Genomic DNA, 24,082 nt, shown 5'->3' on the forward strand with positions numbered 1-24,082 from the left:
ACTGTATGACCAGCCCGACGGTGATGATTAACGGGACTGAAACAGGTTACGGCAGAGCAATATGGGGCTCATGTCCTGCTACGTAACCCGTCAGTAAAGCCCTGCTGCGCACCTGACGCTAAGCACTAACCCGCCTGCAGTTACCTGGTCGAATACAGCCCGCGAAGCTTTCTTGCCTGCGTCTGATGTGCTTCCGCACCGGCATTATTGACCTGCTCATGCACGAGAGCGGCTTTTTCTCCGGCATTCAGTTCGTTAAAAGAAGAAGACGAGGTCTTTGAATTTGCATCACTGCCGGACAGCATTTTTTTATGTTCCTCAATCATTTCCTGATGCGCATAGGACGCGCTGTTGTTCATAAATGAATGAGCAACAATGGCCCTTTCATGTTCATTCATTTCAGAGAATGAGGGCGTGTTGTTTTTATTAACCCTGTCCGGTAAGTTTTCATGCGTCGAGGAGTTCACATGACTGACGGCTGAGGCATTATTAACAAATCGATGTGCTTCATGGGCAATATCACTGGACTGAGCAAAAGCTGCCCCACAAAATAAAGCTGTAAACGCAGTGGTCGTGATTAATATATTCATGTGTAATTACCTTCTGAGGTACATAAAAGATGTGCTTATGATCATATATAAAAATAATCAACCTGTGGGGAAGATGACGTAAATGTAATACAGCTATGTACATTACACGATTGTAATGAATTTGTTTCTTAAGGTGTGCTAGATTCATTTCATTGTAAGTGGATGAACCAGTAATTTAATTTAAATCGGTTCTCGAATTCTGTCAGTAACCATACTTTAAATAAGGGAATGCGCATGCTGTTGAAAACGTCTCGACGAACTTTCCTGAAGGGGTTAACCCTCTCTGGCGTAGCCGGAAGTCTTGGCGTATGGAGTTTCAATGCGCGTTCCAGTCTGAGCCTGCCAGTTGCCGCATCCCTGCAGGGTACTCAGTTTGACCTGACCATTGGTGAAACGGCCGTCAATATCACGGGCAGTGAGCGTCAGGCCAAAACAATCAATGGAGGCCTGCCGGGGCCCGTTCTTCGCTGGAAAGAAGGTGACACCATTACCCTGAAGGTCAAAAACCGTCTTAATGAACAGACGTCCATTCACTGGCACGGCATTATTCTTCCGGCCAATATGGATGGTGTTCCGGGGCTGAGTTTTATGGGCATAGAGCCTGATGATACCTACGTTTACACCTTTAAGGTTAAGCAGAACGGGACTTACTGGTACCACAGCCATTCCGGTCTGCAGGAACAGGAGGGGGTATACGGTGCCATTATCATCGATGCCAGGGAGCCAGAACCGTTTGCTTACGATCGTGAGCATGTGGTCATGTTGTCTGACTGGACCGATGAAAATCCTCACAGCCTGCTGAAAAAATTAAAAAAACAGTCGGATTACTACAATTTCAATAAACCAACCGTTGGCTCTTTTTTCCGCGACGTGAATACCAGGGGGCTGTCAGCCACCATTGCCGATCGGAAAATGTGGGCTGAAATGAAAATGAATCCGACTGACCTCGCGGATGTCAGTGGCTACACCTACACCTATCTCATGAACGGGCAGGCCCCGCTGAAAAACTGGACCGGACTGTTCCGTCCCGGTGAAAAGATACGCTTACGGTTTATCAACGGCTCGGCAATGACCTATTTCGATATCCGTATCCCCGGGCTGAAAATGACGGTCGTGGCTGCAGATGGCCAGTATGTAAACCCGGTTACCGTTGACGAATTCAGGATTGCCGTTGCCGAAACCTATGATGTCATTGTGGAGCCTCAGGGTGAGGCCTATACCATCTTCGCACAATCCATGGACAGGACCGGTTACGCTCGAGGGACACTGGCCACGAGAGAGGGGTTAAGTGCTGCCGTTCCCCCCCTCGATCCCCGTCCTCTGTTGACCATGGAAGATATGGGTATGGGGGGAATGGGACATGATATGGCAGGAATGGACCACAGCCAGATGGGAGGCATGGATAACAGCGGAGAGATGATGTCTATGGACGGTGCTGACCTTCCGGATAGCGGGACATCCTCCGCGCCCATGGATCACAGCAGCATGGCCGGTATGGATCATTCCCGGATGGCCGGAATGCCGGGTATGCAAAGTCATCCTGCGTCAGAAACGGATAACCCACTGGTTGATATGCAGGCGATGAGCGTCTCTCCGAAATTAAATGATCCGGGTATTGGTCTTCGAAATAACGGAAGAAAGGTTCTCACGTACGCGGATTTGAAAAGCCGCTTTGAGGATCCTGACGGACGTGAACCTGGCCGTACCATAGAACTGCATTTAACCGGCCACATGGAAAAGTTTGCCTGGTCATTTAACGGAATCAAGTTTTCAGATGCCGCACCGGTGCTGCTGAAATACGGTGAGCGGCTCAGGATCACGCTGATCAACGATACCATGATGACTCACCCCATTCACCTGCATGGTATGTGGAGCGATCTGGAAGATGAAAACGGTAATTTCATGGTTCGTAAACACACAATAGATGTTCCCCCTGGTACAAAACGCAGTTACAGAGTGACAGCAGATGCGCTTGGCCGCTGGGCGTATCACTGCCATTTGCTCTATCACATGGAAATGGGAATGTTTCGTGAAGTCCGGGTGGAGGAATGATGCGAATGAAGAGAAATTTGAAGGCCATACCTGTTCTGGTCGCCGGTTTGTTTACCTCACAGCTTTCTATTGCGGCGGGCTCCGTCTCTGCAGATCCCCACGCCGGGCACGACATGTCTGCCATGCAGATGCCAGCAGATGAGAATTTCACTGAGATGACGTCAATGGAGCCCATTGTAACTGAGAGCAGAACGCCAATTCCGCCTGTTACCGATGCCGACCGGAAGGCTGCATTCGGCAATTTACAGGGGCATGCGATTCACGACAGTGCGATTAATTATCTGGTTCTGCTGGATCAACTGGAATGGCAACGGTCGGATAACACCAACAATTTCAGCTGGAGTGTTAACAGCTGGATTGGAGGCGACACAGATCGGATTTGGCTAAAGAGTGAAGGTGAACGAAGCAATGGGGAAACGGAGGCGGCTGAAGCGCAGTTACTCTGGGGACATGCGGTTGGCCCATGGTGGGATTTGGTTGCGGGTGTCAGGCAGGATTTCAGACCTGCTTCTGCCCGGACCTGGGCTGCTGTCGGTTTTCAGGGGCTGGCACTCTATAATTTTGAGTCTGAAATTACGGGTTTTGTCAGTAATGGCGGAAAAGCAGCCCTTCGTCTGGGAGGAGAATACGACGTTTTACTGACTAACCGGCTCATACTCCAGCCATCCTATGAGGTGAATTTCTACAGTCAGGATGATGAATCGCGGGGTCGCGGCAGGGGACTGACTGACACAGAGCTGGGGCTCCGGCTGCGCTATGAAATACGCCGTGAGTTTGCACCCTATATAGGCGTTTCCTGGAATCAACTTTACGGGAAAACATCCGATATGGCGAAAAGAGAAGGTGAGAAAGACCATCAGGTAGTATTCCTGGCGGGAGCCAGAATCTGGTTTTAACGCACTGATATAAAACACTCAACTAAACAGGTAAATAAAATGTCGATTTTAAATAAAGCCATTCTTACAGGTGGCCTCGTTATGGGCGTTGCTTTCTCTGCTATGGCCCATCCGGAATTAAAAAGCTCTGTGCCACAGGCTGATTCAGCCGTAGCGGCCCCGGAAAAGATTCAGCTTAATTTCTCGGAAAATCTGACCGTGAAATTCTCAGGTGCAAAATTAACGATGACGGGTATGAAAGGCATGTCATCACATTCTCCGATGCCGGTCGCGGCAAAAGTGGCGCCAGGCGCTGACCCTAAATCGATGGTCATTATTCCGCGAGAGCCTTTACCCGCTGGCACTTATCGTGTTGACTGGCGCGCGGTTTCTTCAGATACGCACCCTATTACCGGTAATTACACCTTTACAGTGAAGTAATATTATGAACGACCTGATTATGATTGTTATTCGTTTTCTTCTTTATCTGGATTTGATGGTAATATTTGGATTGCCATTTTTTCAGATATATGGAATAAGTGGTGTCAGACATGAAACCTATAACCTGACTAATTTCAGGTCGTTTATAACCTTTGCTGTTGTTACAGGCATCATTCTTACTGGCATTAATATGCTCCTGGTATCTAATGCCATGAGTGGAGTAACTGACCTCAGAGAATTATCCATCCATGTTATCGAGATGGTGATAGAAGAAACTGATGTGGGTATTAGCTGGATTGTCAGGCTCTGTGCCCTGTTTACCACACTCGGTGCTTTGTTCCTTTACACTAATAAGAGAGTATTGTCCTGCCTGCTGATGACGATGAGTGGGGGCGTGGCGCTGGCTACACTTGCCTGGGGAGGACACGCCGTTATGCATGACGGTCTGCATTACTATCTCCATTTACTGAGCGATCTGACCCATCTCGGCGCTGCAGGTGCCTGGACAGGTGCTCTGGTTGCATTTGCTATCCTGCTGATGCGCAGAAACGAGCATAATGCACAGAGCGTCATTGTGATATCTGACTCCCTGGCAAAATTTGCCACGGCAGGAACGGTGATTGTTGTAGCCCTGATCCTGAGTGCGCTGGTCAACTATCTGTATATTGCTGAGGGTAACTTAACTCCCTTATTCAACAGTTCCTGGGGGAGGATATTGCTTGCCAAGACGGCTCTGTTTGTTCTGATGCTTCTTCTGGCTGCAGCAAACCGGTTTCACCTGGGTCCCCGGCTTGAAGTTATGGTCAGGGAAGGGAATTATGATCGCAGCGTTGCCCTGATGCGAAACAGCATCCTGACAGAATTCGTTGTTGCGATTATCATTCTGGGCGCCGTAGCGTGGCTCGGAATGCTTGCTCCGTCTCAGGTCAGCTAGGGGACAGCCAAAGCTCATGCGTGAGATTTTTACTTTCATATCAGCGAGTTGACCATGCAGCGTATTTTAATCGTTGAAGACGAACAAAAAACAGGTCGTTACCTGCAGCAGGGACTGGTTGAGGAAGGCTATCAGGCCGATCTCTTTAATAATGGCCGCGATGGTCTCGGGGCCGCGTCGAAGGGACAGTATGATTTGATAATACTGGACGTGATGCTGCCTTTCCTCGACGGGTGGCAAATCATCAGCGCACTGAGGGAGTCCGGGCACGAAGAACCGGTCCTGTTTTTAACCGCAAAGGACAACGTGCGGGACAAAGTGAAAGGACTGGAGCTTGGCGCAGATGACTACCTGATTAAGCCCTTTGATTTTACGGAGCTGGTTGCACGTGTAAGAACCCTACTGCGCCGGGCACGCTCGCAGGCCGCAACAGTCTGCACCATCGCCGATATGACCGTTGATATGGTGCACCGGACCGTGATCCGTTCGGGGAAGAAGATCCATCTCACCGGTAAAGAATACGTTCTGCTTGAGTTGCTGCTGCAACGCACCGGAGAAGTGTTACCCAGGAGTCTTATCTCGTCCCTGGTCTGGAACATGAATTTTGACAGTGATACGAATGTGATTGATGTCGCCGTGAGACGTCTGAGAAGTAAAATTGATGATGACTTTGAGCCAAAACTGATCCATACCGTTCGCGGTGCCGGATATGTCCTGGAGATCAGAGAAGAGTGAGGTTCAAAATTTCCCTGACCACACGCCTGAGCCTGATTTTTTCTGCGGTGATGCTTACGGTATGGTGGTTATCAAGTTTTATCCTGATTAGCACCCTTAATGGCTATTTCGATAATCAGGACCGCGATTTTCTGACAGGTAAACTTCAGCTCACCGAAGAGTTTCTTAAAACAGAGACGTTCCGGAACAAAACGGATATTAAGTCATTATCAGAAAAAATAAACGATGCGATGGTAGGGCACAATGGTTTATTCATTTCTATAAAAAACATGGAAAATGAAAAAATTGTTGAACTCTATGCCAAAAATTCTGTTGTTCCAGCGGTCCTGCTTAATAAGTCGGGTGATATTCTCGACTATATGATCCAGACGGAAGAAAATAACACCGTGTACCGCAGTATCTCGCGGCGGGTTGCCGTGACGCCGGAACAGGGTAAAAGCAAACATGTCATCATTACGGTTGCCACGGATACTGGGTATCACACCCTGTTTATGGACAAACTCAGTACCTGGCTGTTCTGGTTCAATATCGGTCTGGTCTTTATTTCTATTTTTCTGGGCTGGCTGACCACACGTATTGGTCTGAAACCGTTACGGGAAATGACCAGTCTGGCTTCCTCCATGACTGTACACAGCCTGGATCAGCGTCTAAATCCCGATCTGGCTCCGCCGGAAATCTCTGAGACCATGCAGGAGTTCAATAATATGTTTGATCGCCTGGAGGGGGCATTCCGGAAACTGTCAGATTTCTCGTCTGACATCGCGCATGAGCTGCGCACACCAGTCAGTAATCTGATGATGCAGACGCAGTTTGCACTGGCTAAGGAAAGGGATGTTTCGCATTACCGCGAAATTTTATTCGCTAACCTGGAAGAACTGAAAAGGTTGTCACGAATGACCAGTGACATGCTTTTTCTGGCACGTTCAGAGCATGGTCTGCTGCGGCTGGATAAACATGATGTGGATCTGGCAGCCGAACTGAATGAATTACGTGAGTTGTTCGAGCCCCTGGCAGACGAAACAGGAAAGACAATCACGGTTGAAGGAGAGGGCGTTGTTGCCGGAGACAGCGATATGCTCCGACGTGCTTTCAGTAACCTGCTTTCCAATGCAATCAAGTATTCTCCCGATAACACCTGTACAGCGATACACCTTGAGCGTGACAGTGACTGTGTGAACGTGATGATTACGAATACGATGTCCGGCCAGGTTCCCGCTAATCTGGAACGTTTGTTTGACCGGTTCTATCGCGCAGACTCATCAAGGTTCTACAACACGGAAGGCGCGGGGCTGGGATTATCAATTACAAGGTCGATCATTCATGCTCACGGCGGCGAGCTGTCAGCAGAACAGCAGGGGCGGGAAATTGTGTTCAGTGTGCGTCTGTTAAGAAGTTAATACCGTTATTCAGAAGAAATATTGAAGGTGACAAAAATGTCATCATTCAGTCACGCGATAAACAGAGGCGGTTTTTTATAATCATTCATAAATCAGGACAGCGTGATAATTCAATCGCCCGGTTCCTGGCGTGATGATCAACCAGCCCTGAGATCAAATGCTTTCTCTGTTATAAGCATTGATTGTTCGGGTATGAAAACACCGGAGACCCAACCATGAAAAAGATCCTTGTATCCTTTATTGCCATGATGGCTGTCGCTTCATCTGCCTGGGCTGCAGAGACAATGAACATGCATGACCAGGTAAATAATGCCCAGGCGCCTGCCCATCAGATGCAATCATCCGCTGAAAAAAGTGCAGTTCAGGGGGAGAGCATGAAAATGATGGATATGAGCGGTCACGATCAGGCCGCAATGTCCCATGAAATGATGCAAAACGGCAATTCTGCTGCCCATCAGGACATGGCTGAAATGCATAAAAAAATGATGAAATCCAAGCCAGCAGCTTCTAACGAAACAGCAAAATCATTTTCCGAAATGAACGAGCATGAGAAAGCCGCTGTTGTACACGAGAAGGCGAATAATGGTCAGTCTTCAGTGATTCATCAGCAGCAGGCTGAAAAGCATCGCAGCCAGATCACCCAGAATTAACCCGCAGCTCCACTTGTCAGACCCTCATTTGACGCCGAAGTCACTGGCTTACGCTCCCGCCGGGAGCGTTTTTTTTCGTAATTAATAAGTGTCATTAAAAGCATCCATCACCATTATCATAATTGGCCCTGATCAAATAAAATTTAACTTATGTTGCGCGAGAATTCAGTTCATGAAAAAAATATCAGTATCATATTGTTTTTAATTATTATTTTCGTTCCCGGTTATATCCTATATCCAGGGTTCATGCCGCGCCGTATCCTGAGACTGGCTGAGAATACGAATGATCGTAACCACCGAATGTGATGACACAAAATAGATCATGTGCTGTTCCACCGGCAGCGAGCAGATATTGTCTCCCAGCTCCGCGCGATGCGTGCCTATGTCATGCATGGCCAGAACGTCAAACACCGCTGCTATACGCCCGATATACGCATCCGCCTGAACAATCCCGAACTGTCGGAAGCTGTAGTCCCAGATTGCTTCCAGATCTTCTTCTGCTTTGGAAGTCAGCTCAATCTCTTTCATTTGCCACCCTGGCCCTGACATTATTCAGGAATGCATCCCTGTTCCAGGGTTTCGCCTCGCCGCTGCTGAGCCCTTCAGCCAGCAGATCGCGCAGTTCCTGAAGACGGGATTCAGCCTGCTTCTCACGCAGCAGACGCAACGCGTCACGCATGACCTCGCTCTGGGTGCGGTAATCACCGGCCTTAACCAGGGAATCGATAAATTCCCGCAGCTCATCACCCACGTCCACCGTCATCGTACGGGCCATAACCCCTCCGCTTCTTAATGTAAGATTTGTTCTTACATCATTATATCAGCTTACTCCCCTGCTTCCATCTCAGGCTTTTTTAGCCAAAGCAACCCGGCTGTAGTCTGGAGATCCGACTTTAGCTTTTTTCGGATCTTCACGGAGAAAGAGGAAAAAGAGTATAGGCATGACATATCCATATGCCAGGCATCTGCATAGGTATGGCATGCGCATACCCTTAGCATCTGCATATGCAAACCCTATACAACTATGTTTTTTTGCATATACTATACATATGCAGCAGCCGTACTCTGGCCGTCTCAACGTTACTGGTCTGTATTATTAGCAGACCTTGCTCACTTTTTGGGCTAAGGACTTCAAGGGATAAAACCTATGAGAACCGTATCTATTTTCAAAAATGGCAACAACCGCGCCATCCGCCTGCCCCGCGATCTGGATTTTGAGGGGGTGAGCGAGCTGGAGATCGTCCGGGAAGGGGACAGCATCATCCTGCGTCCCGTCCGGCCGACCTGGGGCTCGTTCGCGCAGCTCGAAAAAGCTGACCCGGACTTTATGGCGGAGCGCGAGGACGTTGTCACCGACGAAGGACGATTTAACCTGTGAACAAGACCTATATGCTGGACACCAACATCTGCTCATTCATCATGCGCGAGCAGCCGGAAGCCGTCCTGAAGCGCCTTGAGCAGGCGGTGCTGCGTAACCAGCGCATCGTTGTCTCGGCCATCACCTACTCCGAGATGCGCTTCGGCGCCACCGGCCCGAAGGCCTCGCCGCGCCACATCGAGCTGGTTGACGCGTTCTGCGCCCGCCTCGATGCCATCCTGCCCTGGGATCGCGCCGCGGTGGATGCGACCACGGAGATTAAGGTGGCGCTGCGCATGGCCGGCACGCCGATCGGCCCGAACGACACGGCTATTGCCGGGCACGCCATCGCCGCCGGTGCCGTGCTGGTGACGAATAATACGCGGGAATTTGAGCGGGTACCGGGTCTAGTGCTGGAAGACTGGGTAAGATAACGCTGTAAAACAAAACAGGCGGTCTGGCGCTGCCGGACACTCTTTCAGTCAGCGGTATATAAAGGAATAAAAGATGCCTCTGATCACGCGGCTTATGCTGCAAAACTTTAAAAAGTTTCCGGAACTGGACCTGCGCTTCACTCATGACCGTAACATTCTGGTCGGGGACAATGAGTCCGGGAAAAGCACGATTCTGCTGGCCCTTGACCTTGTGCTGAGTGACAGCCGGCACCGGGTCGAGGCGCTGGGTGTGGAATCGCTCCTGTCCCAGGCAGCAGTCAGGCAGTTTCAGGAAGGTGAGCGCCGCGCCGATCAGTTACCCGTGCTGACAGCTGACGTTTTCCTGAGTAATGGGGGAGATCCTGACCTGAATGGCAGGCAAAATCTGGCGGGTATCGATGCGGATGGTCTCAGAATGCGCATTGCACCAATGATGGAGGAATACGGTCAGGATATTCACAATGTACTACAGCAGGATCCCGATAATTTTCCCTATGAATACTATTCCGTGCGGTTCAGCACCTTCTCCGGTGGTCATTTCGCCGGCTTCAGACGCTATCTGCGCCATCTGCTGTTAGACAGTGCACGCATCGATAACGAGCACGCCGCACAGGAATATACGCGTACAGTTTACAGCGTCCATGTGCCGGTGGCCGATCGGTACCGGCTTGAAAACAGTTACCGGCAACAGAAAATGCACTTCTGCACCCGGCATCTGTCAGCCATAAACGACACGCTGGAAACGTATCAGTTTGGCGTGCGTTCCGGTGCTAAGTCAGGTCTTGAGGCGAATCTGGACATTACCGAGGACGGTATTTCCATTCGTCACCGTGGAAAAGGAAGGCAGTGCTTCATCAAAACGGAGTTTGCGCTGCAGCGGCATCAGCAGCAGGGAGAGCTCCACGCACTGTTGCTTGAGGAGCCGGAGAATCATCTCAGCCATGTCAGTATGAAGAAGCTGGTTAATCAGCTTGCCACTGAACGGCAGACGCAGGTGTTTATTGCCACACACAGCAGCCATATCTCCTCCCGCCTCGATCTGCGTAAGGCAATCCTCCTCGGGTCTACCCGGCCGGTACTGATGAATGAACTTTCCGCTGAGACTGCCGCCTTCTTCATGAAAGCACCGGATAATAACGTGCTGGAATTTGCGCTGGCCAGACGTGTGCTGCTCGTGGAGGGGGATGCTGAGTTTATTCTGATCGAGGCCTTTTATCGCCACCTGTATGGCAGGGCGCCGGAGGATGACGGGGTTCACATCATCGCTATCGGCGGAACGAGTTTCCGTCGTTATCTTGAACTGGCCCGTCTTCTGGAAAATCGCGTCGCGGCCCTTCGTGATAATGACGGCAACTATCAGCAAAACTGCGATGAACGCTATGCTGACGTGCTTTGTTCCCGCTCCCGGGTATTTGCTGATCGCGACAACACCCGATCCACATTTGAAATCTGCCTGTATCAGGATAACGCTGGTCTGTGTGATGCGCTTTTCCGCGGAACCCGCCGGACACTCACGGTGCAGGAATACATGCTGGCCAATAAGGCAGAAGCAGCATTCCGGCTGTTACAGCTGCACGCCGAAGAGCTGACAGTACCTGTTTATATTCAGGAGGCACTGGCATGGACAAGAGAGTGATATTTGCGGTTGCCGGCTCGGGCAAGACCACGCTGCTGATACGACGGTTGAGTGAGGACCGGAGGACGCTGCTCCTGACCTTCACCGTGAATAATGAAGCGCATCTGCGGGCGCAGATTATCAGACGTTTTGGCTTTATCCCGGACGGGATCAGGGTGATGACCTGGTTTGAGTTTCTGCACGGTTTTTGCTTCCGGCCTTACCTGCAGGAGCAGCTGGTATCGCGTGGCCTGAGCTTCGACCAGCCCCCACCCAGAATACCGCGCACGAATGCCCGGCATTATCAGGATCCCGCCGGACGGCTGTATCACCGGAGGCTCGCACACTTGCTGACAGCCCGCGGGCTGCTGCCGGATATCCGTACCCGGCTTGCCCGTTACTACGATGAACTGCTTGTCGATGAAGTCCAGGACTTTGCCGGACATGACTTTAATTTTCTGCTGGAGCTCTGCCGCGCGGAAATCACTGTGCTCTGTTGCGGCGATTTTTATCAACATACCTTTGATACAAGCCATGACGGCAACGTTAATTCAACGCTGCACGATGACATTACGCGATATGAGGCCCGCTTCGACGCAGCAGGTTTCAAGGTTGACCGGGACACGCTCAACCGAACATGGCGTTGCTCAGCTTCAGTGTGCGAGTTTATCACCGGGCAACTGAACATCCGTATCGCTGCCCATGGGAGACATGCCACCCTGATTGAAACGATCACAGATGCAGAGCGCACAGCCACCCTGCACGCCGATAATACGGTGATTAAGCTCTTCTATCGTGAACATCACCGTTACGGCTGCTATTCCATGAACTGGGGCGTCAGTAAAGGGCTCGACCACTTTAAGGATGTCTGCATTGTGATGGGATCCTCCCACTGGAAACTTCTAACCCGTCAGGAACTGGCAGCCCTTCCACCGTCGTCCCGTAACAGGCTGTACGTGGCATGCTCACGGGCGCGCGGCAACATTTATTTTGTTCCCGAAACTCATCTGCGCCGATTCCGAAATTGAGTTAGCTGCTTCTCAGTAGGGCACAATTCCGAAATAAAGCTGTATGGCCAACGACGTCACTTCAGGCTGGAAAAGTGCGGATCCGGTTTTGGTGTTTTTCGGATCTGCGGATGGGAATAAAGCGAATGATGCGGATATGGCATTAATTAAAGATTATTATTGCTCTGCTGACATTAGTGCCTGAGCAGTCATAAAAATGATAATTATTGTCCTTTATGCAACGATGCCGTCCGCCTGCTCCGACCTGGTCAACGCAGCTGTTGAAAACTACTATTATTTCTATTATTCTGGAAATATAGAAATAAAAACGCGAGGGCGGATATGGAACTGGACACTGCCGCGAGGGTGCTGAAAGAACTCGGGCACGCCACACGGCTTGGCATCTACCGGACACTGATCAAAGCCGGACATCAGGGGATGCCCGTTGGTGAACTGCAGCAGCAGCTCGCGGTACCGGCGTCCACCCTGAGCCACCACCTGTCGTCCCTGATGGCCGTCTCCCTGGTTCGTCAGGAGCGCCAGGGGCGAACCCTTTTCTGCCACGCCTGCTATGACAACCTCGGGGCGCTGATTGCCTTCCTGACAGATGAATGCTGTTCAGGCGGATCTGAGCGTCCTGCACCGTAAGCCTACCGGAGAGAAAATGCTGTCTGAACTGAAAAATGTGGATCCTGAACTGTTTGATACCGGCATCACCGCTGCCCGTATGGGCGTGGAGGCAACTGACCATCCACCCCGGATCCTGATGCTGTACGGCTCTGTGCGTGAACGGTCCTACAGCCGCCTGGCAACGGAAGAAGCTGCGCGGCTGCTGACAGCAATGGGCGCGGAGGTCCGGATTTTCTGTCCGTCCGGTCTTCCCCTGCCGGACGATGCGCCGGACACGCACCCGAAGGTCGTGGAGCTGCGCGAACTCGTTCGCTGGTCTGAAGGGATGGTGTGGTGCTCTCCTGAACGGCATGGCGCAATGACCGGCATCATGAAAGCCCAGATTGACTGGATCCCCTTGTCAGAAGGCGCTGTACGCCCGTCCCAGGGAAAAACGCTGGCCGTTATGCAGGTCTGCGGCGGCTCCCAGTCGTTTAACGCCGTCAACCAGATGCGCATTCTTGGCCGCTGGATGCGGATGATCACCATCCCGAACCAGTCCTCCGTGGCAAAAGCGTGGCAGGAGTTTGATGAAGACGGGCGGATGAAACCGTCGTCCTACTACGACCGCATTGTGGATGTGATGGAAGAGCTGATGAAGTTTACCCTGCTGACCCGGGAGCATGCAGCCTATCTCGTCGATCGCTACAGTGAACGCAAAGAGTCGGCAGAAGCGCTTTCCCGGCGCGTGAATCAGGGCAGCATCTGAGGGCAGATATGCGTGACGTCACGGCATTCAACACCTGCATGAGCGCGTTCTGGCAACAGCATGAAGCAGAGCTTTCCCGTTTTCTGGTGTCAAGAACGGGCGATCGGGAGCAGGCAGCCGATCTGCTTCAGGAAGTCTTCCTGCGCGCCCGGGCCTGTGCAGACCGCTTCTGTGAAATGGAGAACCCGCGGGCCTGGCTGTACCGGACGGCGAGGAATCTGCTGACGGATGAGTACCGTGCCGCCAGGAACGTCGTGGCGCTGGAAGACGAGATCCCCCTGCCTGAGGCCTTCCCTGAGGCGGTTTCAACGCTGGAGATTTGCCTGCCTGAAACCCTGCAGGCCTTGCCTGACGAGGAAAGGTGGCTGATAGAAGAGGCCGATCTGAACCGGCGTCCCCAGCAATGCCTGGCCGACGAGCTGGGGATCACGCTGACGGCGTTTAAGTCGCGCCTGCTTCGCGCCCGGAAACACCTGAAGGAGACGATGACGGAACTCTGCCTGGTGGAAGCGGATGATGCGTCTTCCGTCTGCTGCCATAAAAAAATGGATTAACCGCGCATCTTTTTCCCGTCTCACTCGTTTACCTCAGTGTAAAGCCCCATCACTCAACACTGAGGTAAACAGTCCATGTCAAAAATTGAGATCTTTGAAGCCGCAGGCTGCTGTGCGACCAGCAGCGTCGTGGTCAGCGATGAAGCCGTTAAATGGAACGCCAGCGCCGAATGGGCGAAAACGCATGGTGTGGATATTCAGCGTTACAGCCTGGCAAAGAACCCGCAGCAGTTCCTGAATACCCCTGTCATCAAAGAGTTCCTGAACACATCAGGGATGGAGTCCCTCCCTGTCACCTTGCTCGACGGCAAACTCGTGATGGCAGGCAAACTCCCGTCCCGGGAAGATATCGCCCGCTGGGCCGGTTTTTCCCTCACGCAGGACTGGAATGAAGACAGCACGCAGCCGCGCTGCTGCAGCATTCCCCGTATGCCTTAATCCCGGAGGAGCTCAACGATGATGATGCCATTTTTACAGAATATCCCCCCGTTTATCTTCTTCACCGGCAAAGGCGGCGTGGGGAAAACCTCTCTGGCCTGCGCGACGGCGGTATGGCTGGCTGACCAGGGCCGGAGAACGCTTCTGGTCAGTACCGATCCGGCCTCCAATGTCGGTCAGGTCTTTAGTCAGACTGTGGGCCACCGGATCACCGGTATCCGCACCGTGGAAAACCTTGCGGCAATGGAAGTTGACCCGATGGCGGCCGCGCAGGCTTACCGCGATCGCGTGCTCGATCCTGTTCGTGACCTGATACCTGCCGATGTCATCAGCAGCATTGAAGAACAGCTTTCCGGTTCATGTACCACGGAGATCGCGGCATTTGATGAATTTACCGCGCTGCTGACCAGTCATGAACTGCGCGAAAAATATGATCATATCGTCTTTGATACTGCACCAACCGGACACACCATCCGTATGCTTGAGCTGCCGGGCGCCTGGAGCGGCTATCTCGATGCACATCCTGATGCTGCGGCGAATCTCGGCCCTCTGGTGGGGCTGGAGAAACAACAGGACCAGTACGCTGACGCGGTGAAAGCCCTCTCTGATACGGCACTCACGCAACTGGTTCTGGTTGCCCGTGCCCAGGCGTCGACCCTGAAAGAGGTCTCCCATACCCACGAGGAGCTGTCGGCTATCGGTCTTCAGCATCAGCACCTTGCCATCAATGGCGTGCTCCCCCCCTTTGCCGGTGAACAGGATCCGCTGGCGCACAGTATTCTGGCGCGGGAGGAACGGGCCTTACGCGCCATGCCTGAAAACCTCGCGCACCTTCCCCGGTCGATGCTGTATCTGAAGCCCTTTAATCTGGTCGGTCTGGACGCCCTGCGGGCGCTGTTTACAGAGAGCACCCCTGTTCTGCCGGATCCGGGAGCCACGTTCACGACGGTCGATTTACCGGAGCTTTCCTCCCTGGTGGAGGATCTCAGCCGGGCGGGAAAAGGGCTGGTCATGACGATGGGGAAAGGGGGCGTGGGGAAAACCACGGTGGCGGCTGCGGTCGCGGTCTCGCTGGCCAGACGCGGTCATAAAGTCCACCTGACCACCTCCGATCCGGCAGCCCACCTGTCTTACACCCTGGATGGCTCGCTGCCAGGCCTTCAGGTCAGCCGTATCGATCCAAAGGCAGAGACTGAGCGCTATCGTCGCTTTGTGCTGGAAAATCAGGGAAAAGGGCTGGATGCGGAGGGACTGGCGGTACTGGAGGAAGATCTCCGTTCCCCCTGCACCGAAGAGATTGCCGTGTTTCAGGCATTCTCCCGGATCATCAAAGAGGCCGACGACCATTTTGTCATTATGGACACTGCGCCCACCGGGCACACGCTGCTGTTGCTGGATGCAACCGGGGCCTATCACTGGGAAATGGTGCGCCAGATGGGGCAGACTCACGACCACGTGATAACGCCAATGATGCAGCTGCAGGATCCGGAGAAGACCAGAGTCATTATCGTGACGCTTGCCGAAACCACGCCGGTACTGGAAGCGGCCGGGCTGCAGCAGGACTTACGCCGGGCCGGGATTGAACCCTGGGCGTGGGTCATCAATAACAGCCTCGCGGCTGCAAAGCCGTCCTCCCCTTTCCTGGTTACCCGTGCCCGTCGCGAACTGCCACTGATTGACGACGTTGCCGGGCAGTATGCACAGCGCATTGCCCTGACGCCACTGCAGAAGGACGACCCGGTAGGCGTGGACCTGCTGGCTGAAATGGCGGGCTGACAGGTGGGGCGAAGCCCCACCTCCACTTAAAACATTTCCTTATACAGGTCATAAGATGAAGCGCTTAACCTGCCGTCGCGAATTCCGGTAGTGTGTCAGTCAACATCACAGGAGTCATACGATGCACATTATGAATGCTGAAGAGCAGCACATTCCCGCCATACGCCGCATTTACGCCCATCATGTCCTGCACGGCACAGGCAGCTTCGAGACGGAACCCCCGGACACGCAGGAAATGCTCGCCCGGGTGAAAAACGTTCAGTCACGTGGGTTTCCCTGGTATATCGCCCTGCAGGGGGGGACGGTCATCGGCTACTGTTATCTCTCCCGCTACCGCGAACGCCATGCCTACCGGTTTACGGTTGAAAATTCGGTGTACATCGATCCGGCTTATCAGCGGCAGGGGGTAGGAAAAGCCTTACTCGATCATGCCTTAACATGGGCCCGGTCTCAGGGATACCGCCAGATGATAGCGGTTGTGGGGGACAGTGCAAACGTCGCGTCTGTGGCGCTGCATCTTCGCGCCGGATTTACTGAAATCGGCACGCTGAAGGACATCGGTTTCAAGCATGGCCGCTGGCTGGACACGGTGTTGCTGCAGCGTCAGCTGGGAGAGGGGAACAGTACGCTGCCGGACAGTCCGGCACCCGGATGCTGAGGCAGGAGAAAGGGGGCATCGCCCCCTTTCGGTTATTTCAGCCGTTTCCCGGCCGCATCAACCACTTTTTCGCCGTCTTCTTTGGTGAAAGCCCCTTTCTGCGCATCCGGAAGAATATCCAGTACCACTTCGGAAGGACGGCACAGGCGGGTTCCCAGCGGTGTCACCACAATCGGACGGTTAATCAGGATCGGATGCTGAAGCATAAAATCGATTAACTGATCGTCAGTAAACTTATCTTCCGCAAGCCCCAGTTCTTCATAAGGCTCGACGTTTTTGCGCAGCAAAGCCCGGACTGAAATGCCCATATCTGCAATGAGTTTGACCAGCTCATCGCGTGAAGGTGGATTTTCAAGGTAATGAATAACGGTCGGTTCATTACCACTGTTGCGGATCATCTCCAGGGTATTACGCGACGTGCCGCAGGCCGGGTTGTGATAAATGGTGATGTTGCTCATATCAGTATCTCATTACAAAGTGAAAGAGAGACGTAGCGCCAGCGCGGCCAGCGTTACAAACAGCACAGGCAGAGTCATGACGATCCCGGTGCGGAAATAGTATCCCCAGGTGATGGTCATATTCTTCTGTGAAAGGACATGCAGCCAGAGCAGCGTTGCCAGGCTACCAATAGGTGTAATTTTAGGTCCCAGATCGCAGCCAATCACGTTGGCATAAATCATCGCTTCTTTGATAATGCCTGTTGCGGTGCTGCCATCAATAGAGAGAGCGCCAACCAGCACGGTAGGCATGTTGTTCATGATGGAAGACAGGAAAGCCGTCAGGAAGCCCGTCCCCAGCGTCGCGGCCCAGAGTCCTTTATCCGCCAGTACATTCAGCACGCCGGAAAGGTATTCGGTTAGCCCGGCGTTGCGCAGACCGTAGACCACCAGATACATCCCCAGCGAGAAAATAACGATCTGCCAGGGTGCGCCACGCAGCACTTTACCGGTGTTAATGGCATGACCTCGTTTAGCAACTGCAAACAGGATCACAGCGCCAACAGCAGCAATCGCGCTTACCGGGATACCCAACGGCTCAAGAACGAAAAAACCAGCCAGAAGAAGGATCAACACAATCCAGCCGGTTCTGAAGGTTGCCAGATCTTTAATGGCGTTTGCCGGTACTTTCAGGAGAGCCAGGTCGTAAACCGGCGGAATATCTTTGCGGAAGAACAGATGCAGCATCACCAGTGTGGCAGTGATGGCTGCAATATCAACCGGCACCATTACCGACGCATATTCGGTGAATCCCAGACCAAAGAAGTCCGCCGAGACGATATTCACCAGGTTTGACACGATAAGCGGCAGGCTGGCGGTATCGGCAATAAAGCCGGCAGCCATGACGAAAGCCAGTGTCGTGCCTTTGCTGAAGCCTAATGCCAGCAGCATGGCAATGACTATCGGCGTCAGAATCAGTGCCGCACCATCGTTGGCAAACAGCGCCGCCACCGCCGCACCGAGCAGAACGATATACGTAAAAAGCAAACGGCCACGTCCGTTACCCCAGCGCGAAACGTGCAGTGCCGCCCATTCGAAGAAGCCGGATTCATCGAGCAACAGGCTGATAATAATCACGGCAATAAAGGTCGCCGTCGCGTTCCAGACGATATTCCACACCACCGGGATATCCCCCGGATGCACCACGCCTGAAATCAGGGCCAGAACCGCGCCCAGCGTGGCGCTCCAGCCAATCCCCAGTCCCTTCGGTTGCCAGATAACCAGGACGATGGTCAGGACAAAAATAGCGCCTGCCAGTAACATAACACCTCCTGCCAGGGCGACCCTGCCGCCCTGTATATGCAAAAAAATTAACTCATCAACTCTCTGAGCTTTTCAATACCGGCGGGCTCAGACGCCAGCACCGGAACAAGCGCTACACGGTCAGCGTGCTGATTCTTCACAGCGTCGATCTGAGGCAGCTCCTGCCGGGCGCGCTGGCAAAGCAACGGAGAACGCGTATCCGCACTGGAAAGGCTGTTATTGATAATCCAGCCCCACGGATGGATCCCCGCTCGTTCAAGGTCAGCCTGCAGGTTTGCCGCTTCCAGCACCGGTGTGGTTTCAGGAAGCGTAACCAGCAGAACTTTGGTTCGTTCCGGGTCCTGAAGCTGCATCATGGGGGTAGTAAAATGACCTTTACTCCCCATTTTTTTGGCAATCTCCCGGTGATAAGCCCCGGTCGCATCCAGCAGCAACAGTGTGTGTCCGGTAGGGGCGGTATCCATCACCACAAAGCGCTTACCCGCTTCACGAATCACGCGGGAAAAGGCCTGAAACACGGCAATTTCTTCCGTACAGGGAGAGCGTAAATCCTCTTCCAGTAGCCGTTTCCCTGCTTCGTCCAGATCTCTTCCCTTCGTCTCAAGAACATGCTGGCGATAGCGTTCGGTTTCATCGTGAGGGTTGATGCGGCTGACCTGCAGGTTTTTGAGGCTGCCGTCCAGCGTTGTACTCAGGTGCGCAGCAGGATCAGAGGTCGTGAGATGCACGTCAAATCCCCTGTCTGCCAGCCTGACGGCGATGGCAGCAGCCATCGTGGTTTTCCCTACGCCACCTTTGCCCATCAGCATAATCAGGCCGTGTTCACTGCGGGCGATATCATCGACCAGGCCAGAGAGTGATAAGTTTTCAGGCGTGTACAGGATGTTCGTTACCGTGAGCGGTAATGACTCAGACCGGGTATCCAGCAGTCCCTTCAGTGCAGGCACGCCAACCATATTGACTGGCTGGAGTAACAGGGTATCTGTCGGTAGCCCGGATAAACCGGCAGGAAGATTTGCCAGTGCCTCCTGCTCACGTTGCCATATCGCAGCGGCCAGGGCGTCATGTTCCGCCTCGGTTTCAGGCAGCACACCATTAATCACCAGGTACTGGTTTTTCAGGCCAATTGCGGCGAGTTCTTCATGGGTGCGGGCGACTTCCTGCAGCGTTGATTTTTGCAGTCGAGCAACCAGAACCAGGCGGGTACGTTCAGGATCGGATAACGCCTCTACCGCATGAGCATACTGCTCACGCTGCTTTTCCAGCCCGGCCATTGGGCCAAGACAGGAAGCACCATCCGGGTTACTTTCAATGAAGCTACTCCAGGCACCAGGAAGCTGGAGAAGGCGAATCGTGTGGCCCGTCGGCGCTGTATCAAAAATGATGTGATCGAAACGGGTCAGCAGGGAAGCGTCTGTCAATAAGCCGGTGAACTCGTCAAACGCCGCAATCTCAGTGGTACAGGCTCCTGAAAGCTGCTCGCTGATACTGTTAACAACGTCATCAGGCAGAAGACCTTTGATAGGATCAACGATTCTGGCCCGATATTGCCGGGCGGCTTCCTGCGGGTCAATCTCCAGTGCGGAAAGTCCAGGAACTGCTGTCACAGGGCGGATCGTGTTACCGATAGCCTGCTCGAATACCTGACCGACATTGGAGGCTGGATCGGTACTGACCAGCAAAACCCGCTTACCCTGTTCGGCAAGGCGGATAGCCGTCGCGCAGGAAATGGAAGTTTTTCCTACACCTCCCTTGCCGGTAAAAAACAGGTAAGGCGGGATATTCTGTAAGAATTTCATATGTCCTCCTGACATATTCAGCAACAGGAAGTATTACCACCACAGCAACTGGTGGAAGCTAACCCTACCTTCTCCAGCGGAATACCGAACCAGCGAGCCAGCTCAGCGCGTTTTGGGTATCGCCCGGCCATCACCGTTTCACCGTCCAACAGCAGTAGCGGAAGGCTCTCTGCGCCGGATGCATCGAGGAAGGCTTTCGCTTTCTCATTATGAACAAAGCTCATGGGCTGCTGCGCCAGGTTGTAACGTTCAACCTGTACGCCACGTCCTTTCAGCCACTGCACATCAGCAGAAAAATCAACCAGTACCTGATCGACATCTGAGCCACATACGCCGGTACTGCAGCACATTGCCGGGTCAAACACCGTTAATGTCTTCATTCTGAATACCTCACATTTGAAAATACATATATGTTCAGGCAAATTTTTTAGATGCAAACAGCCTTACCGCTACCAGAGCAGTTTACCGATGCCAGCTTACGGGCGATGGCCTGTACGTCGTCCTGTTGGCTTAACCAGGCCTGCTCAATCACCTGAGCGGCCCAGGAAGGAATATGCGGGGATAAGCGATAGTGAACCCATTTCCCCTGCTTGCGATCCAGCAATAGACCACTTTCCCTGAGCATTGCCAGATGACGGGAGATCTTGGGCTGTGACTGTTCCAGCGCCGCGCAAAGATCGCAGACGCACAGTTCTCCCATCTCCCTGAGAAGCAGGACAATACCCAGACGGGTTTCATCGGACAGGTTTTTGAAAAGCTTCAGGGCTGTAAGGGTCATTATTCCTCCTGTTCAGTTGCGTAAAGCATACTCCCGGAGACAAAAAAAACAACCATACATTCGAAAATTCGAATATGTAAACGCGTCAGATGACGATTTCACTCCGGTATTCATCCGTTAGTGTCCGGGCAAAATTGATGTCTGTTACTGAGATCCGACTTCGGGAGTTTTCGGATCTGAGCGTAAAAGAAGTAGGTACCATGATGTTTATGTTGTTATGGAAAAGCAAAATAACTTGTGTAGCATATTTACTACATTAGATTTTGGTGGTAAAAAATAACACACATACAAGCAAGAGAGCATATAAGATGGCAGCCATAAACATAAAGATAGATGATGTACTCAAGGATGGCGGAGATGACGTTTTGCGGGAGCATGGTCTGAACACTACGCAGGCTATTACACTTTTCTGGCAGTATCTCGTCCAGCACCGCAGGCTGCCTTTCATCGCTGAGACCAGACTTTTCACAGCAACCGATCTTACCCTTGCCGTTGCCACCCAGTATGGCGATGCGCTCAACCAGTTGCATAAAATCCAGGACATGCTCAGTTCCGGCGCGACAGTATTCGCTGAACTTGCCGCCGCTAAACTGGAGCTCTCCCGTCAGGCTGCAGCCATTCAGCAGAATGGCTGGCGACTGGCGTCCCTGCCGGAGGACAATGATTTATCTGCCTCAGCACGGCGGATGCTACCCCGCATTCACTACCACCTGACCGGATGTGACTTTGCATTGTCTGACTTACCGTCCTGCTCCCCGATCCCGGTCCGGCTGGTGAACGGGTTTGGTGCTGCACTACAGCAATACGAAAGTGAGTTTTCCAGGTTGCAGGCGGTACTACGTGATTCAGGCCTGCTGGCACGCCCTGAGCCGCTGCGTGAATTTGTTTACCGGGACGAAAACGTCATGATATCGGTCATACAGCAGCATGATTATCAGCACGGGGCATGGATTGTGCGGATGCAGGCCAAATCTCTGGAACATGAAAATGCCCTGGAGGATGCCGGCCTGACTTTCCCGGAACTGGAGGGCAGGGTGTTTCTGCCCGGTAGCGTGTACGGAAAAGCGGTACGCAATTCGCAGACCGGAAAATATGAGATGGGATTCCGGTTTCTCTCCGGCGTCACAGAGTTTCATATGTACTCCAGCGGGCATGAGGAGGACGGGAATCCAACCTCAGCGGATCAGGTGGCGGCCAGCCTCGCCGTAACGGTGGACACTTATCTTGTAACGTTGCTCCATGAAATGGCCGGCAAAAATTAACCCTGGAGATAAAAAATGAATAATAACCACGGTATTCCTGACCATCTTTTCACCGTACAGAATTCTGATAACACATACAGCTGGACCCTGGGAACGCGTATGGGCCAGTTTCTCTCTGAGATAGAAACGCTCTATGGTGCCCGGGACACCACCTGGACTCTTCTGGGATTTGAGTTTAACGAAGGAAGGCCAAATATCCGCTTTTCCGGCTACCCGGCCCGGCGGCAGATTATTATCCGGCTGGGTGAGAAAGCCTTTAAGTCTGCTCCGCAGGCTATATATCAACTTGCTCATGAGTGCATTCACCTGCTGGCTCCAGTAGTGGGTGGAGATGCGCCAGTTTTAGAGGAAGGACTGGCAACCATGTACTCAGAAGACAAAGTCAAAGCGTTGTATCCTTCACCCCAGGATGCGATCCGTACCAGTTCGCAAAACTATATTGATGCCGCAGCCAGGGTCCGGGAGTTACTTCAGCTTGAGCCGGACGCCATCCGCAAGCTTCGTGCTGTGGAGCCGGACTTTTACAGAATGACGGAACACACCTTTGCTGATGCCGGTCTGGACCAGATCCCGCAACCACTGATGGCTGAGCTGCTACGGACTTTTTAAGTCACCGGATGCAGTGTTTACTGCCCTTCCCGCCGGCAGCTGTCCGCTGCGGAGGGGGCCTGCGAGGGGTTGCCCATGCCCCCGGAAACCCCTCTTTATACAGCCTGGTGCGTATCATTTTGACCCGCTCATTACTGATGTTATCGGTATCGAGTGATACCGTGACCAGTATTGCCAGACTGGCGTCGGTGAGGGTAAAGCGAGCCGGAAGTTTCCAATAGCTGCTCCGGGCTGTTTCAATGCTTTCAAACAGCACCCGCAGGTAGTCCGGCACGGCTTCCCCTCTGCCGTCGACAATAGCTTCCTCGCTCCGGTGTAAAAATTCGGCTTCAGGAATTTCCCTGGCGGCGACGTTGAGGATCTGTTCAAGAGAGGGCCAATATTTGCCGTCATACTGGTTGCGCAGGGCGTCGAGAGGATCACGCAAATACGAACGATAGTGCCCGTTCTGCTCTGAGGCCATCTCAATCAGATCGACAATGTGCGTCGTGCGCTCCAGTGAAAAGGCGTTACGATTGAGTATCTGGCCCTGCTCTGTCAGCAGCGCAGACAACGCTGCCGCCTGCGCGGCGATTTTCTCATTCAGCTCGGTCAGCCTGCGGTAGTCAGCTTTCAGCCGGCTGTTATGATCCTGAGTGCCATAAGCTCCTGCAAAAAAAATCTGCTCCAGCAGGGTGTGGCACTGCTGCCAGCTGAGCCGCTGCTGCGCAATGTTTTCCCATACCGGCATCATTTCTGTTTCACGGGAAATAAGCCTGTCCAGCAACGGCCAGTGCGGTTTTCGCAGCGAATGTTCGTGGAGGTCATCACGGTATGCTTTAAGTGTATTAAGCACGTCATCGGCAGTACGGGTATGCAGGTAATACATGTCTTTTCCTCATCAGGTCCGGTTCAGGCAATTATGTCCGGGCACCACGCGATTGTCGGTAACGCAGGAGAGAAATATTTACTGGCGCTGCGTTACTTCGCTTCCGGCTCATACT

The 24,082-nt window shown here is 52.8% G+C and carries 29 protein-coding genes; 20 read left to right on the forward strand and 9 right to left on the reverse strand.

Annotated elements, in window-relative coordinates:
- Nucleotides 1-140: 140 nt before the first annotated feature.
- Entirely contained in the window at nucleotides 141-590 is a 450-nt protein-coding gene (locus C3406_RS22160) for a hypothetical protein (protein ID WP_058350819.1), read from the reverse strand.
- A 234-nt stretch (nucleotides 591-824) separates the two neighbouring features.
- Between C3406_RS22160 and pcoA the strand changes: the two genes are divergently transcribed.
- The 7 genes from pcoA to pcoE all read left to right on the forward strand — a co-directional run bounded on the left by pcoA (nucleotide 825) and on the right by pcoE (nucleotide 7,674).
- Nucleotides 825-2,642, forward strand: coding sequence for a multicopper oxidase PcoA (gene pcoA, locus C3406_RS22165; RefSeq protein WP_000925242.1), 1,818 nt, complete (start codon nucleotides 825-827; stop codon nucleotides 2,640-2,642).
- 5 nt (nucleotides 2,643-2,647) lie between these two features.
- Nucleotides 2,648-3,538 carry a copper resistance outer membrane transporter PcoB gene (pcoB, locus tag C3406_RS22170; RefSeq protein ID WP_001378118.1) on the forward strand — a complete coding sequence of 297 codons (891 nt, stop codon included), beginning with the start codon at nucleotides 2,648-2,650 and terminating at the stop codon, nucleotides 3,536-3,538.
- Between the two features lie 39 nt (nucleotides 3,539-3,577).
- Nucleotides 3,578-3,958 carry a copper resistance system metallochaperone PcoC gene (gene pcoC / locus C3406_RS22175; protein ID WP_000025662.1) on the forward strand — a complete coding sequence of 127 codons (381 nt, stop codon included), beginning with the start codon at nucleotides 3,578-3,580 and terminating at the stop codon, nucleotides 3,956-3,958.
- A 55-nt stretch (nucleotides 3,959-4,013) separates the two neighbouring features.
- Complete coding sequence (pcoD, locus tag C3406_RS22180) at nucleotides 4,014-4,892, forward strand: copper resistance inner membrane protein PcoD (protein ID WP_229692861.1); 879 nt, start codon at nucleotides 4,014-4,016, stop codon at nucleotides 4,890-4,892.
- A gap of 54 nt (nucleotides 4,893-4,946) precedes the next feature.
- Nucleotides 4,947-5,627 (forward strand): copper response regulator transcription factor PcoR, encoded by a 681-nt coding sequence (pcoR, locus tag C3406_RS22185; RefSeq protein ID WP_103181204.1) that lies wholly within the window; start codon nucleotides 4,947-4,949, stop codon nucleotides 5,625-5,627.
- The gene (pcoS, locus tag C3406_RS22190) at nucleotides 5,624-7,024 is read left to right on the forward strand and encodes a copper resistance membrane spanning protein PcoS (RefSeq protein WP_103825201.1); all 1,401 of its coding nucleotides are present in this window, start codon (nucleotides 5,624-5,626) and stop codon (nucleotides 7,022-7,024) included. The genes pcoR and pcoS overlap by 4 nt, the downstream gene beginning before the upstream one ends.
- Before the next feature lie 215 nt (nucleotides 7,025-7,239).
- On the forward strand, nucleotides 7,240-7,674 hold the full coding sequence (gene pcoE / locus C3406_RS22195) for a copper resistance system metallochaperone PcoE (RefSeq protein ID WP_004388336.1): 435 nt from the start codon (nucleotides 7,240-7,242) through the stop codon (nucleotides 7,672-7,674).
- A gap of 231 nt (nucleotides 7,675-7,905) precedes the next feature.
- Here the strand turns inward: pcoE and C3406_RS22200 are convergent, their stop codons facing one another.
- On the reverse strand, nucleotides 7,906-8,223 hold the full coding sequence (locus C3406_RS22200; RefSeq protein WP_373275706.1) for a type II toxin-antitoxin system RelE/ParE family toxin: 318 nt from the start codon (nucleotides 8,221-8,223) through the stop codon (nucleotides 7,906-7,908).
- On the reverse strand, nucleotides 8,189-8,449 hold the full coding sequence (locus tag C3406_RS22205; protein ID WP_040219223.1) for a type II toxin-antitoxin system ParD family antitoxin: 261 nt from the start codon (nucleotides 8,447-8,449) through the stop codon (nucleotides 8,189-8,191). The genes C3406_RS22200 and C3406_RS22205 overlap by 35 nt, the downstream gene beginning before the upstream one ends.
- Before the next feature lie 372 nt (nucleotides 8,450-8,821).
- Here C3406_RS22205 and vapB point away from each other — a divergent pair, with 372 nt between their 5' ends.
- From vapB to C3406_RS22260, 11 genes are all read left to right on the forward strand, one after another.
- Entirely contained in the window at nucleotides 8,822-9,052 is a 231-nt protein-coding gene (gene vapB / locus C3406_RS22215; protein WP_008322219.1) for a type II toxin-antitoxin system VapB family antitoxin, read from the forward strand.
- A complete protein-coding gene (locus C3406_RS22220) occupies nucleotides 9,049-9,465 on the forward strand; it encodes a type II toxin-antitoxin system VapC family toxin (RefSeq protein ID WP_008322222.1) in 417 nt (138 codons plus the stop codon). The genes vapB and C3406_RS22220 overlap by 4 nt, the downstream gene beginning before the upstream one ends.
- A 73-nt stretch (nucleotides 9,466-9,538) precedes the next feature.
- The gene (locus C3406_RS22225; RefSeq protein WP_008322224.1) at nucleotides 9,539-11,101 is read left to right on the forward strand and encodes an ATP-dependent nuclease; all 1,563 of its coding nucleotides are present in this window, start codon (nucleotides 9,539-9,541) and stop codon (nucleotides 11,099-11,101) included.
- The gene (locus tag C3406_RS22230) at nucleotides 11,086-12,108 is read left to right on the forward strand and encodes a DEAD/DEAH box helicase (RefSeq protein WP_008322227.1); all 1,023 of its coding nucleotides are present in this window, start codon (nucleotides 11,086-11,088) and stop codon (nucleotides 12,106-12,108) included. The genes C3406_RS22225 and C3406_RS22230 overlap by 16 nt, the downstream gene beginning before the upstream one ends.
- A 43-nt stretch (nucleotides 12,109-12,151) precedes the next feature.
- Complete coding sequence (locus C3406_RS26215) at nucleotides 12,152-12,292, forward strand: hypothetical protein (protein ID WP_158250576.1); 141 nt, start codon at nucleotides 12,152-12,154, stop codon at nucleotides 12,290-12,292.
- Nucleotides 12,293-12,429: 137 nt separating this feature from the next.
- Nucleotides 12,430-12,735 carry an ArsR/SmtB family transcription factor gene (locus C3406_RS22235; RefSeq protein WP_103825202.1) on the forward strand — a complete coding sequence of 102 codons (306 nt, stop codon included), beginning with the start codon at nucleotides 12,430-12,432 and terminating at the stop codon, nucleotides 12,733-12,735.
- Nucleotides 12,736-12,751: 16 nt separating this feature from the next.
- The gene (gene arsH, locus C3406_RS22240) at nucleotides 12,752-13,465 is read left to right on the forward strand and encodes an arsenical resistance protein ArsH (RefSeq protein ID WP_181247314.1); all 714 of its coding nucleotides are present in this window, start codon (nucleotides 12,752-12,754) and stop codon (nucleotides 13,463-13,465) included.
- 8 nt (nucleotides 13,466-13,473) lie between these two features.
- Nucleotides 13,474-14,019, forward strand: a complete 546-nt coding sequence (locus C3406_RS22245; protein ID WP_103825203.1) for a sigma-70 family RNA polymerase sigma factor — start codon at nucleotides 13,474-13,476, stop codon at nucleotides 14,017-14,019.
- 75 nt (nucleotides 14,020-14,094) lie between these two features.
- On the forward strand, nucleotides 14,095-14,457 hold the full coding sequence (locus C3406_RS22250) for an arsenic metallochaperone ArsD family protein (protein ID WP_103825204.1): 363 nt from the start codon (nucleotides 14,095-14,097) through the stop codon (nucleotides 14,455-14,457).
- A gap of 18 nt (nucleotides 14,458-14,475) precedes the next feature.
- Nucleotides 14,476-16,233: an arsenical pump-driving ATPase gene (gene arsA, locus C3406_RS22255; RefSeq protein ID WP_103825205.1), complete on the forward strand. Its 1,758-nt coding sequence runs from the start codon at nucleotides 14,476-14,478 to the stop codon at nucleotides 16,231-16,233.
- Nucleotides 16,234-16,354: 121 nt separating this feature from the next.
- A complete protein-coding gene (locus tag C3406_RS22260; protein ID WP_103825206.1) occupies nucleotides 16,355-16,891 on the forward strand; it encodes a GNAT family N-acetyltransferase in 537 nt (178 codons plus the stop codon).
- Between the two features lie 32 nt (nucleotides 16,892-16,923).
- Here C3406_RS22260 and arsC read toward each other — a convergent pair whose 3' ends face one another.
- Genes arsC through arsR form a run of 5 tightly spaced genes read right to left on the reverse strand, consistent with a single transcriptional unit; the run spans nucleotide 16,924 to nucleotide 21,228 of the window.
- Nucleotides 16,924-17,349, reverse strand: a complete 426-nt coding sequence (gene arsC / locus C3406_RS22265; protein WP_103825207.1) for a glutaredoxin-dependent arsenate reductase — start codon at nucleotides 17,347-17,349, stop codon at nucleotides 16,924-16,926.
- Between the two features lie 12 nt (nucleotides 17,350-17,361).
- Nucleotides 17,362-18,651, reverse strand: a complete 1,290-nt coding sequence (gene arsB, locus C3406_RS22270) for an arsenite efflux transporter membrane subunit ArsB (protein ID WP_103825208.1) — start codon at nucleotides 18,649-18,651, stop codon at nucleotides 17,362-17,364.
- Between the two features lie 47 nt (nucleotides 18,652-18,698).
- Nucleotides 18,699-20,450: an arsenite efflux transporter ATPase subunit ArsA gene (arsA, locus tag C3406_RS22275; protein ID WP_103825209.1), complete on the reverse strand. Its 1,752-nt coding sequence runs from the start codon at nucleotides 20,448-20,450 to the stop codon at nucleotides 18,699-18,701.
- A 17-nt stretch (nucleotides 20,451-20,467) separates the two neighbouring features.
- Nucleotides 20,468-20,830, reverse strand: coding sequence for an arsenite efflux transporter metallochaperone ArsD (gene arsD / locus C3406_RS22280; protein WP_103825210.1), 363 nt, complete (start codon nucleotides 20,828-20,830; stop codon nucleotides 20,468-20,470).
- Between the two features lie 47 nt (nucleotides 20,831-20,877).
- Nucleotides 20,878-21,228, reverse strand: a complete 351-nt coding sequence (gene arsR / locus C3406_RS22285; RefSeq protein ID WP_103825211.1) for an As(III)-sensing metalloregulatory transcriptional repressor ArsR — start codon at nucleotides 21,226-21,228, stop codon at nucleotides 20,878-20,880.
- A 308-nt stretch (nucleotides 21,229-21,536) separates the two neighbouring features.
- Between arsR and C3406_RS22290 the strand changes: the two genes are divergently transcribed.
- Together C3406_RS22290 and C3406_RS22295 are read left to right on the forward strand one after the other, a co-directional pair.
- Nucleotides 21,537-22,490, forward strand: coding sequence for a type II toxin-antitoxin system RelB/DinJ family antitoxin (locus C3406_RS22290; RefSeq protein WP_103825212.1), 954 nt, complete (start codon nucleotides 21,537-21,539; stop codon nucleotides 22,488-22,490).
- Nucleotides 22,491-22,505: 15 nt separating this feature from the next.
- Entirely contained in the window at nucleotides 22,506-23,099 is a 594-nt protein-coding gene (locus C3406_RS22295; RefSeq protein ID WP_103825213.1) for a hypothetical protein, read from the forward strand.
- Between the two features lies 1 nt (nucleotide 23,100).
- Here the strand turns inward: C3406_RS22295 and C3406_RS26595 are convergent, their stop codons facing one another.
- Nucleotides 23,101-23,967, reverse strand: coding sequence for a hypothetical protein (locus C3406_RS26595; RefSeq protein WP_224750807.1), 867 nt, complete (start codon nucleotides 23,965-23,967; stop codon nucleotides 23,101-23,103).
- Nucleotides 23,968-24,082: the final 115 nt, after the last annotated feature.

The organism is Leclercia sp. LSNIH8 (assembly GCF_002920195.1).
Taxonomy (GTDB): Bacteria; Pseudomonadota; Gammaproteobacteria; order Enterobacterales; family Enterobacteriaceae; genus Enterobacter.

Bases quoted from the DNA above. Each gene is read 5' to 3' on its own strand.
- C3406_RS22160 (WP_058350819.1), bottom strand. From the start codon at position 590: ATGAATATATTAATCACGACCACTGCGTTTACAGCTTTATTTTGTGGG.
- pcoA (WP_000925242.1), top strand. From the start codon at position 825: ATGCTGTTGAAAACGTCTCGACGAACTTTCCTGAAGGGGTTAACCCTC.
- pcoB (WP_001378118.1), top strand. From the start codon at position 2,648: ATGAAGAGAAATTTGAAGGCCATACCTGTTCTGGTCGCCGGTTTGTTT.
- pcoC (WP_000025662.1), top strand. From the start codon at position 3,578: ATGTCGATTTTAAATAAAGCCATTCTTACAGGTGGCCTCGTTATGGGC.
- pcoD (WP_229692861.1), top strand. From the start codon at position 4,014: ATGGTAATATTTGGATTGCCATTTTTTCAGATATATGGAATAAGTGGT.
- pcoR (WP_103181204.1), top strand. From the start codon at position 4,947: ATGCAGCGTATTTTAATCGTTGAAGACGAACAAAAAACAGGTCGTTAC.
- pcoE (WP_004388336.1), top strand. From the start codon at position 7,240: ATGAAAAAGATCCTTGTATCCTTTATTGCCATGATGGCTGTCGCTTCA.
- C3406_RS22200 (WP_373275706.1), bottom strand. From the start codon at position 8,223: ATGTCAGGGCCAGGGTGGCAAATGAAAGAGATTGAGCTGACTTCCAAA.
- C3406_RS22205 (WP_040219223.1), bottom strand. From the start codon at position 8,449: ATGGCCCGTACGATGACGGTGGACGTGGGTGATGAGCTGCGGGAATTT.
- vapB (WP_008322219.1), top strand. From the start codon at position 8,822: ATGAGAACCGTATCTATTTTCAAAAATGGCAACAACCGCGCCATCCGC.
- C3406_RS22225 (WP_008322224.1), top strand. From the start codon at position 9,539: ATGCCTCTGATCACGCGGCTTATGCTGCAAAACTTTAAAAAGTTTCCG.
- C3406_RS22230 (WP_008322227.1), top strand. From the start codon at position 11,086: ATGGACAAGAGAGTGATATTTGCGGTTGCCGGCTCGGGCAAGACCACG.
- C3406_RS26215 (WP_158250576.1), top strand. From the start codon at position 12,152: ATGGCCAACGACGTCACTTCAGGCTGGAAAAGTGCGGATCCGGTTTTG.
- C3406_RS22235 (WP_103825202.1), top strand. From the start codon at position 12,430: ATGGAACTGGACACTGCCGCGAGGGTGCTGAAAGAACTCGGGCACGCC.
- arsH (WP_181247314.1), top strand. From the start codon at position 12,752: ATGCTGTCTGAACTGAAAAATGTGGATCCTGAACTGTTTGATACCGGC.
- C3406_RS22245 (WP_103825203.1), top strand. From the start codon at position 13,474: ATGCGTGACGTCACGGCATTCAACACCTGCATGAGCGCGTTCTGGCAA.
- C3406_RS22250 (WP_103825204.1), top strand. From the start codon at position 14,095: ATGTCAAAAATTGAGATCTTTGAAGCCGCAGGCTGCTGTGCGACCAGC.
- arsA (WP_103825205.1), top strand. From the start codon at position 14,476: ATGATGATGCCATTTTTACAGAATATCCCCCCGTTTATCTTCTTCACC.
- C3406_RS22260 (WP_103825206.1), top strand. From the start codon at position 16,355: ATGCACATTATGAATGCTGAAGAGCAGCACATTCCCGCCATACGCCGC.
- arsC (WP_103825207.1), bottom strand. From the start codon at position 17,349: ATGAGCAACATCACCATTTATCACAACCCGGCCTGCGGCACGTCGCGT.
- arsB (WP_103825208.1), bottom strand. From the start codon at position 18,651: ATGTTACTGGCAGGCGCTATTTTTGTCCTGACCATCGTCCTGGTTATC.
- arsA (WP_103825209.1), bottom strand. From the start codon at position 20,450: ATGAAATTCTTACAGAATATCCCGCCTTACCTGTTTTTTACCGGCAAG.
- arsD (WP_103825210.1), bottom strand. From the start codon at position 20,830: ATGAAGACATTAACGGTGTTTGACCCGGCAATGTGCTGCAGTACCGGC.
- arsR (WP_103825211.1), bottom strand. From the start codon at position 21,228: ATGACCCTTACAGCCCTGAAGCTTTTCAAAAACCTGTCCGATGAAACC.
- C3406_RS22290 (WP_103825212.1), top strand. From the start codon at position 21,537: ATGGCAGCCATAAACATAAAGATAGATGATGTACTCAAGGATGGCGGA.
- C3406_RS22295 (WP_103825213.1), top strand. From the start codon at position 22,506: ATGAATAATAACCACGGTATTCCTGACCATCTTTTCACCGTACAGAAT.
- C3406_RS26595 (WP_224750807.1), bottom strand. From the start codon at position 23,967: ATGTATTACCTGCATACCCGTACTGCCGATGACGTGCTTAATACACTT.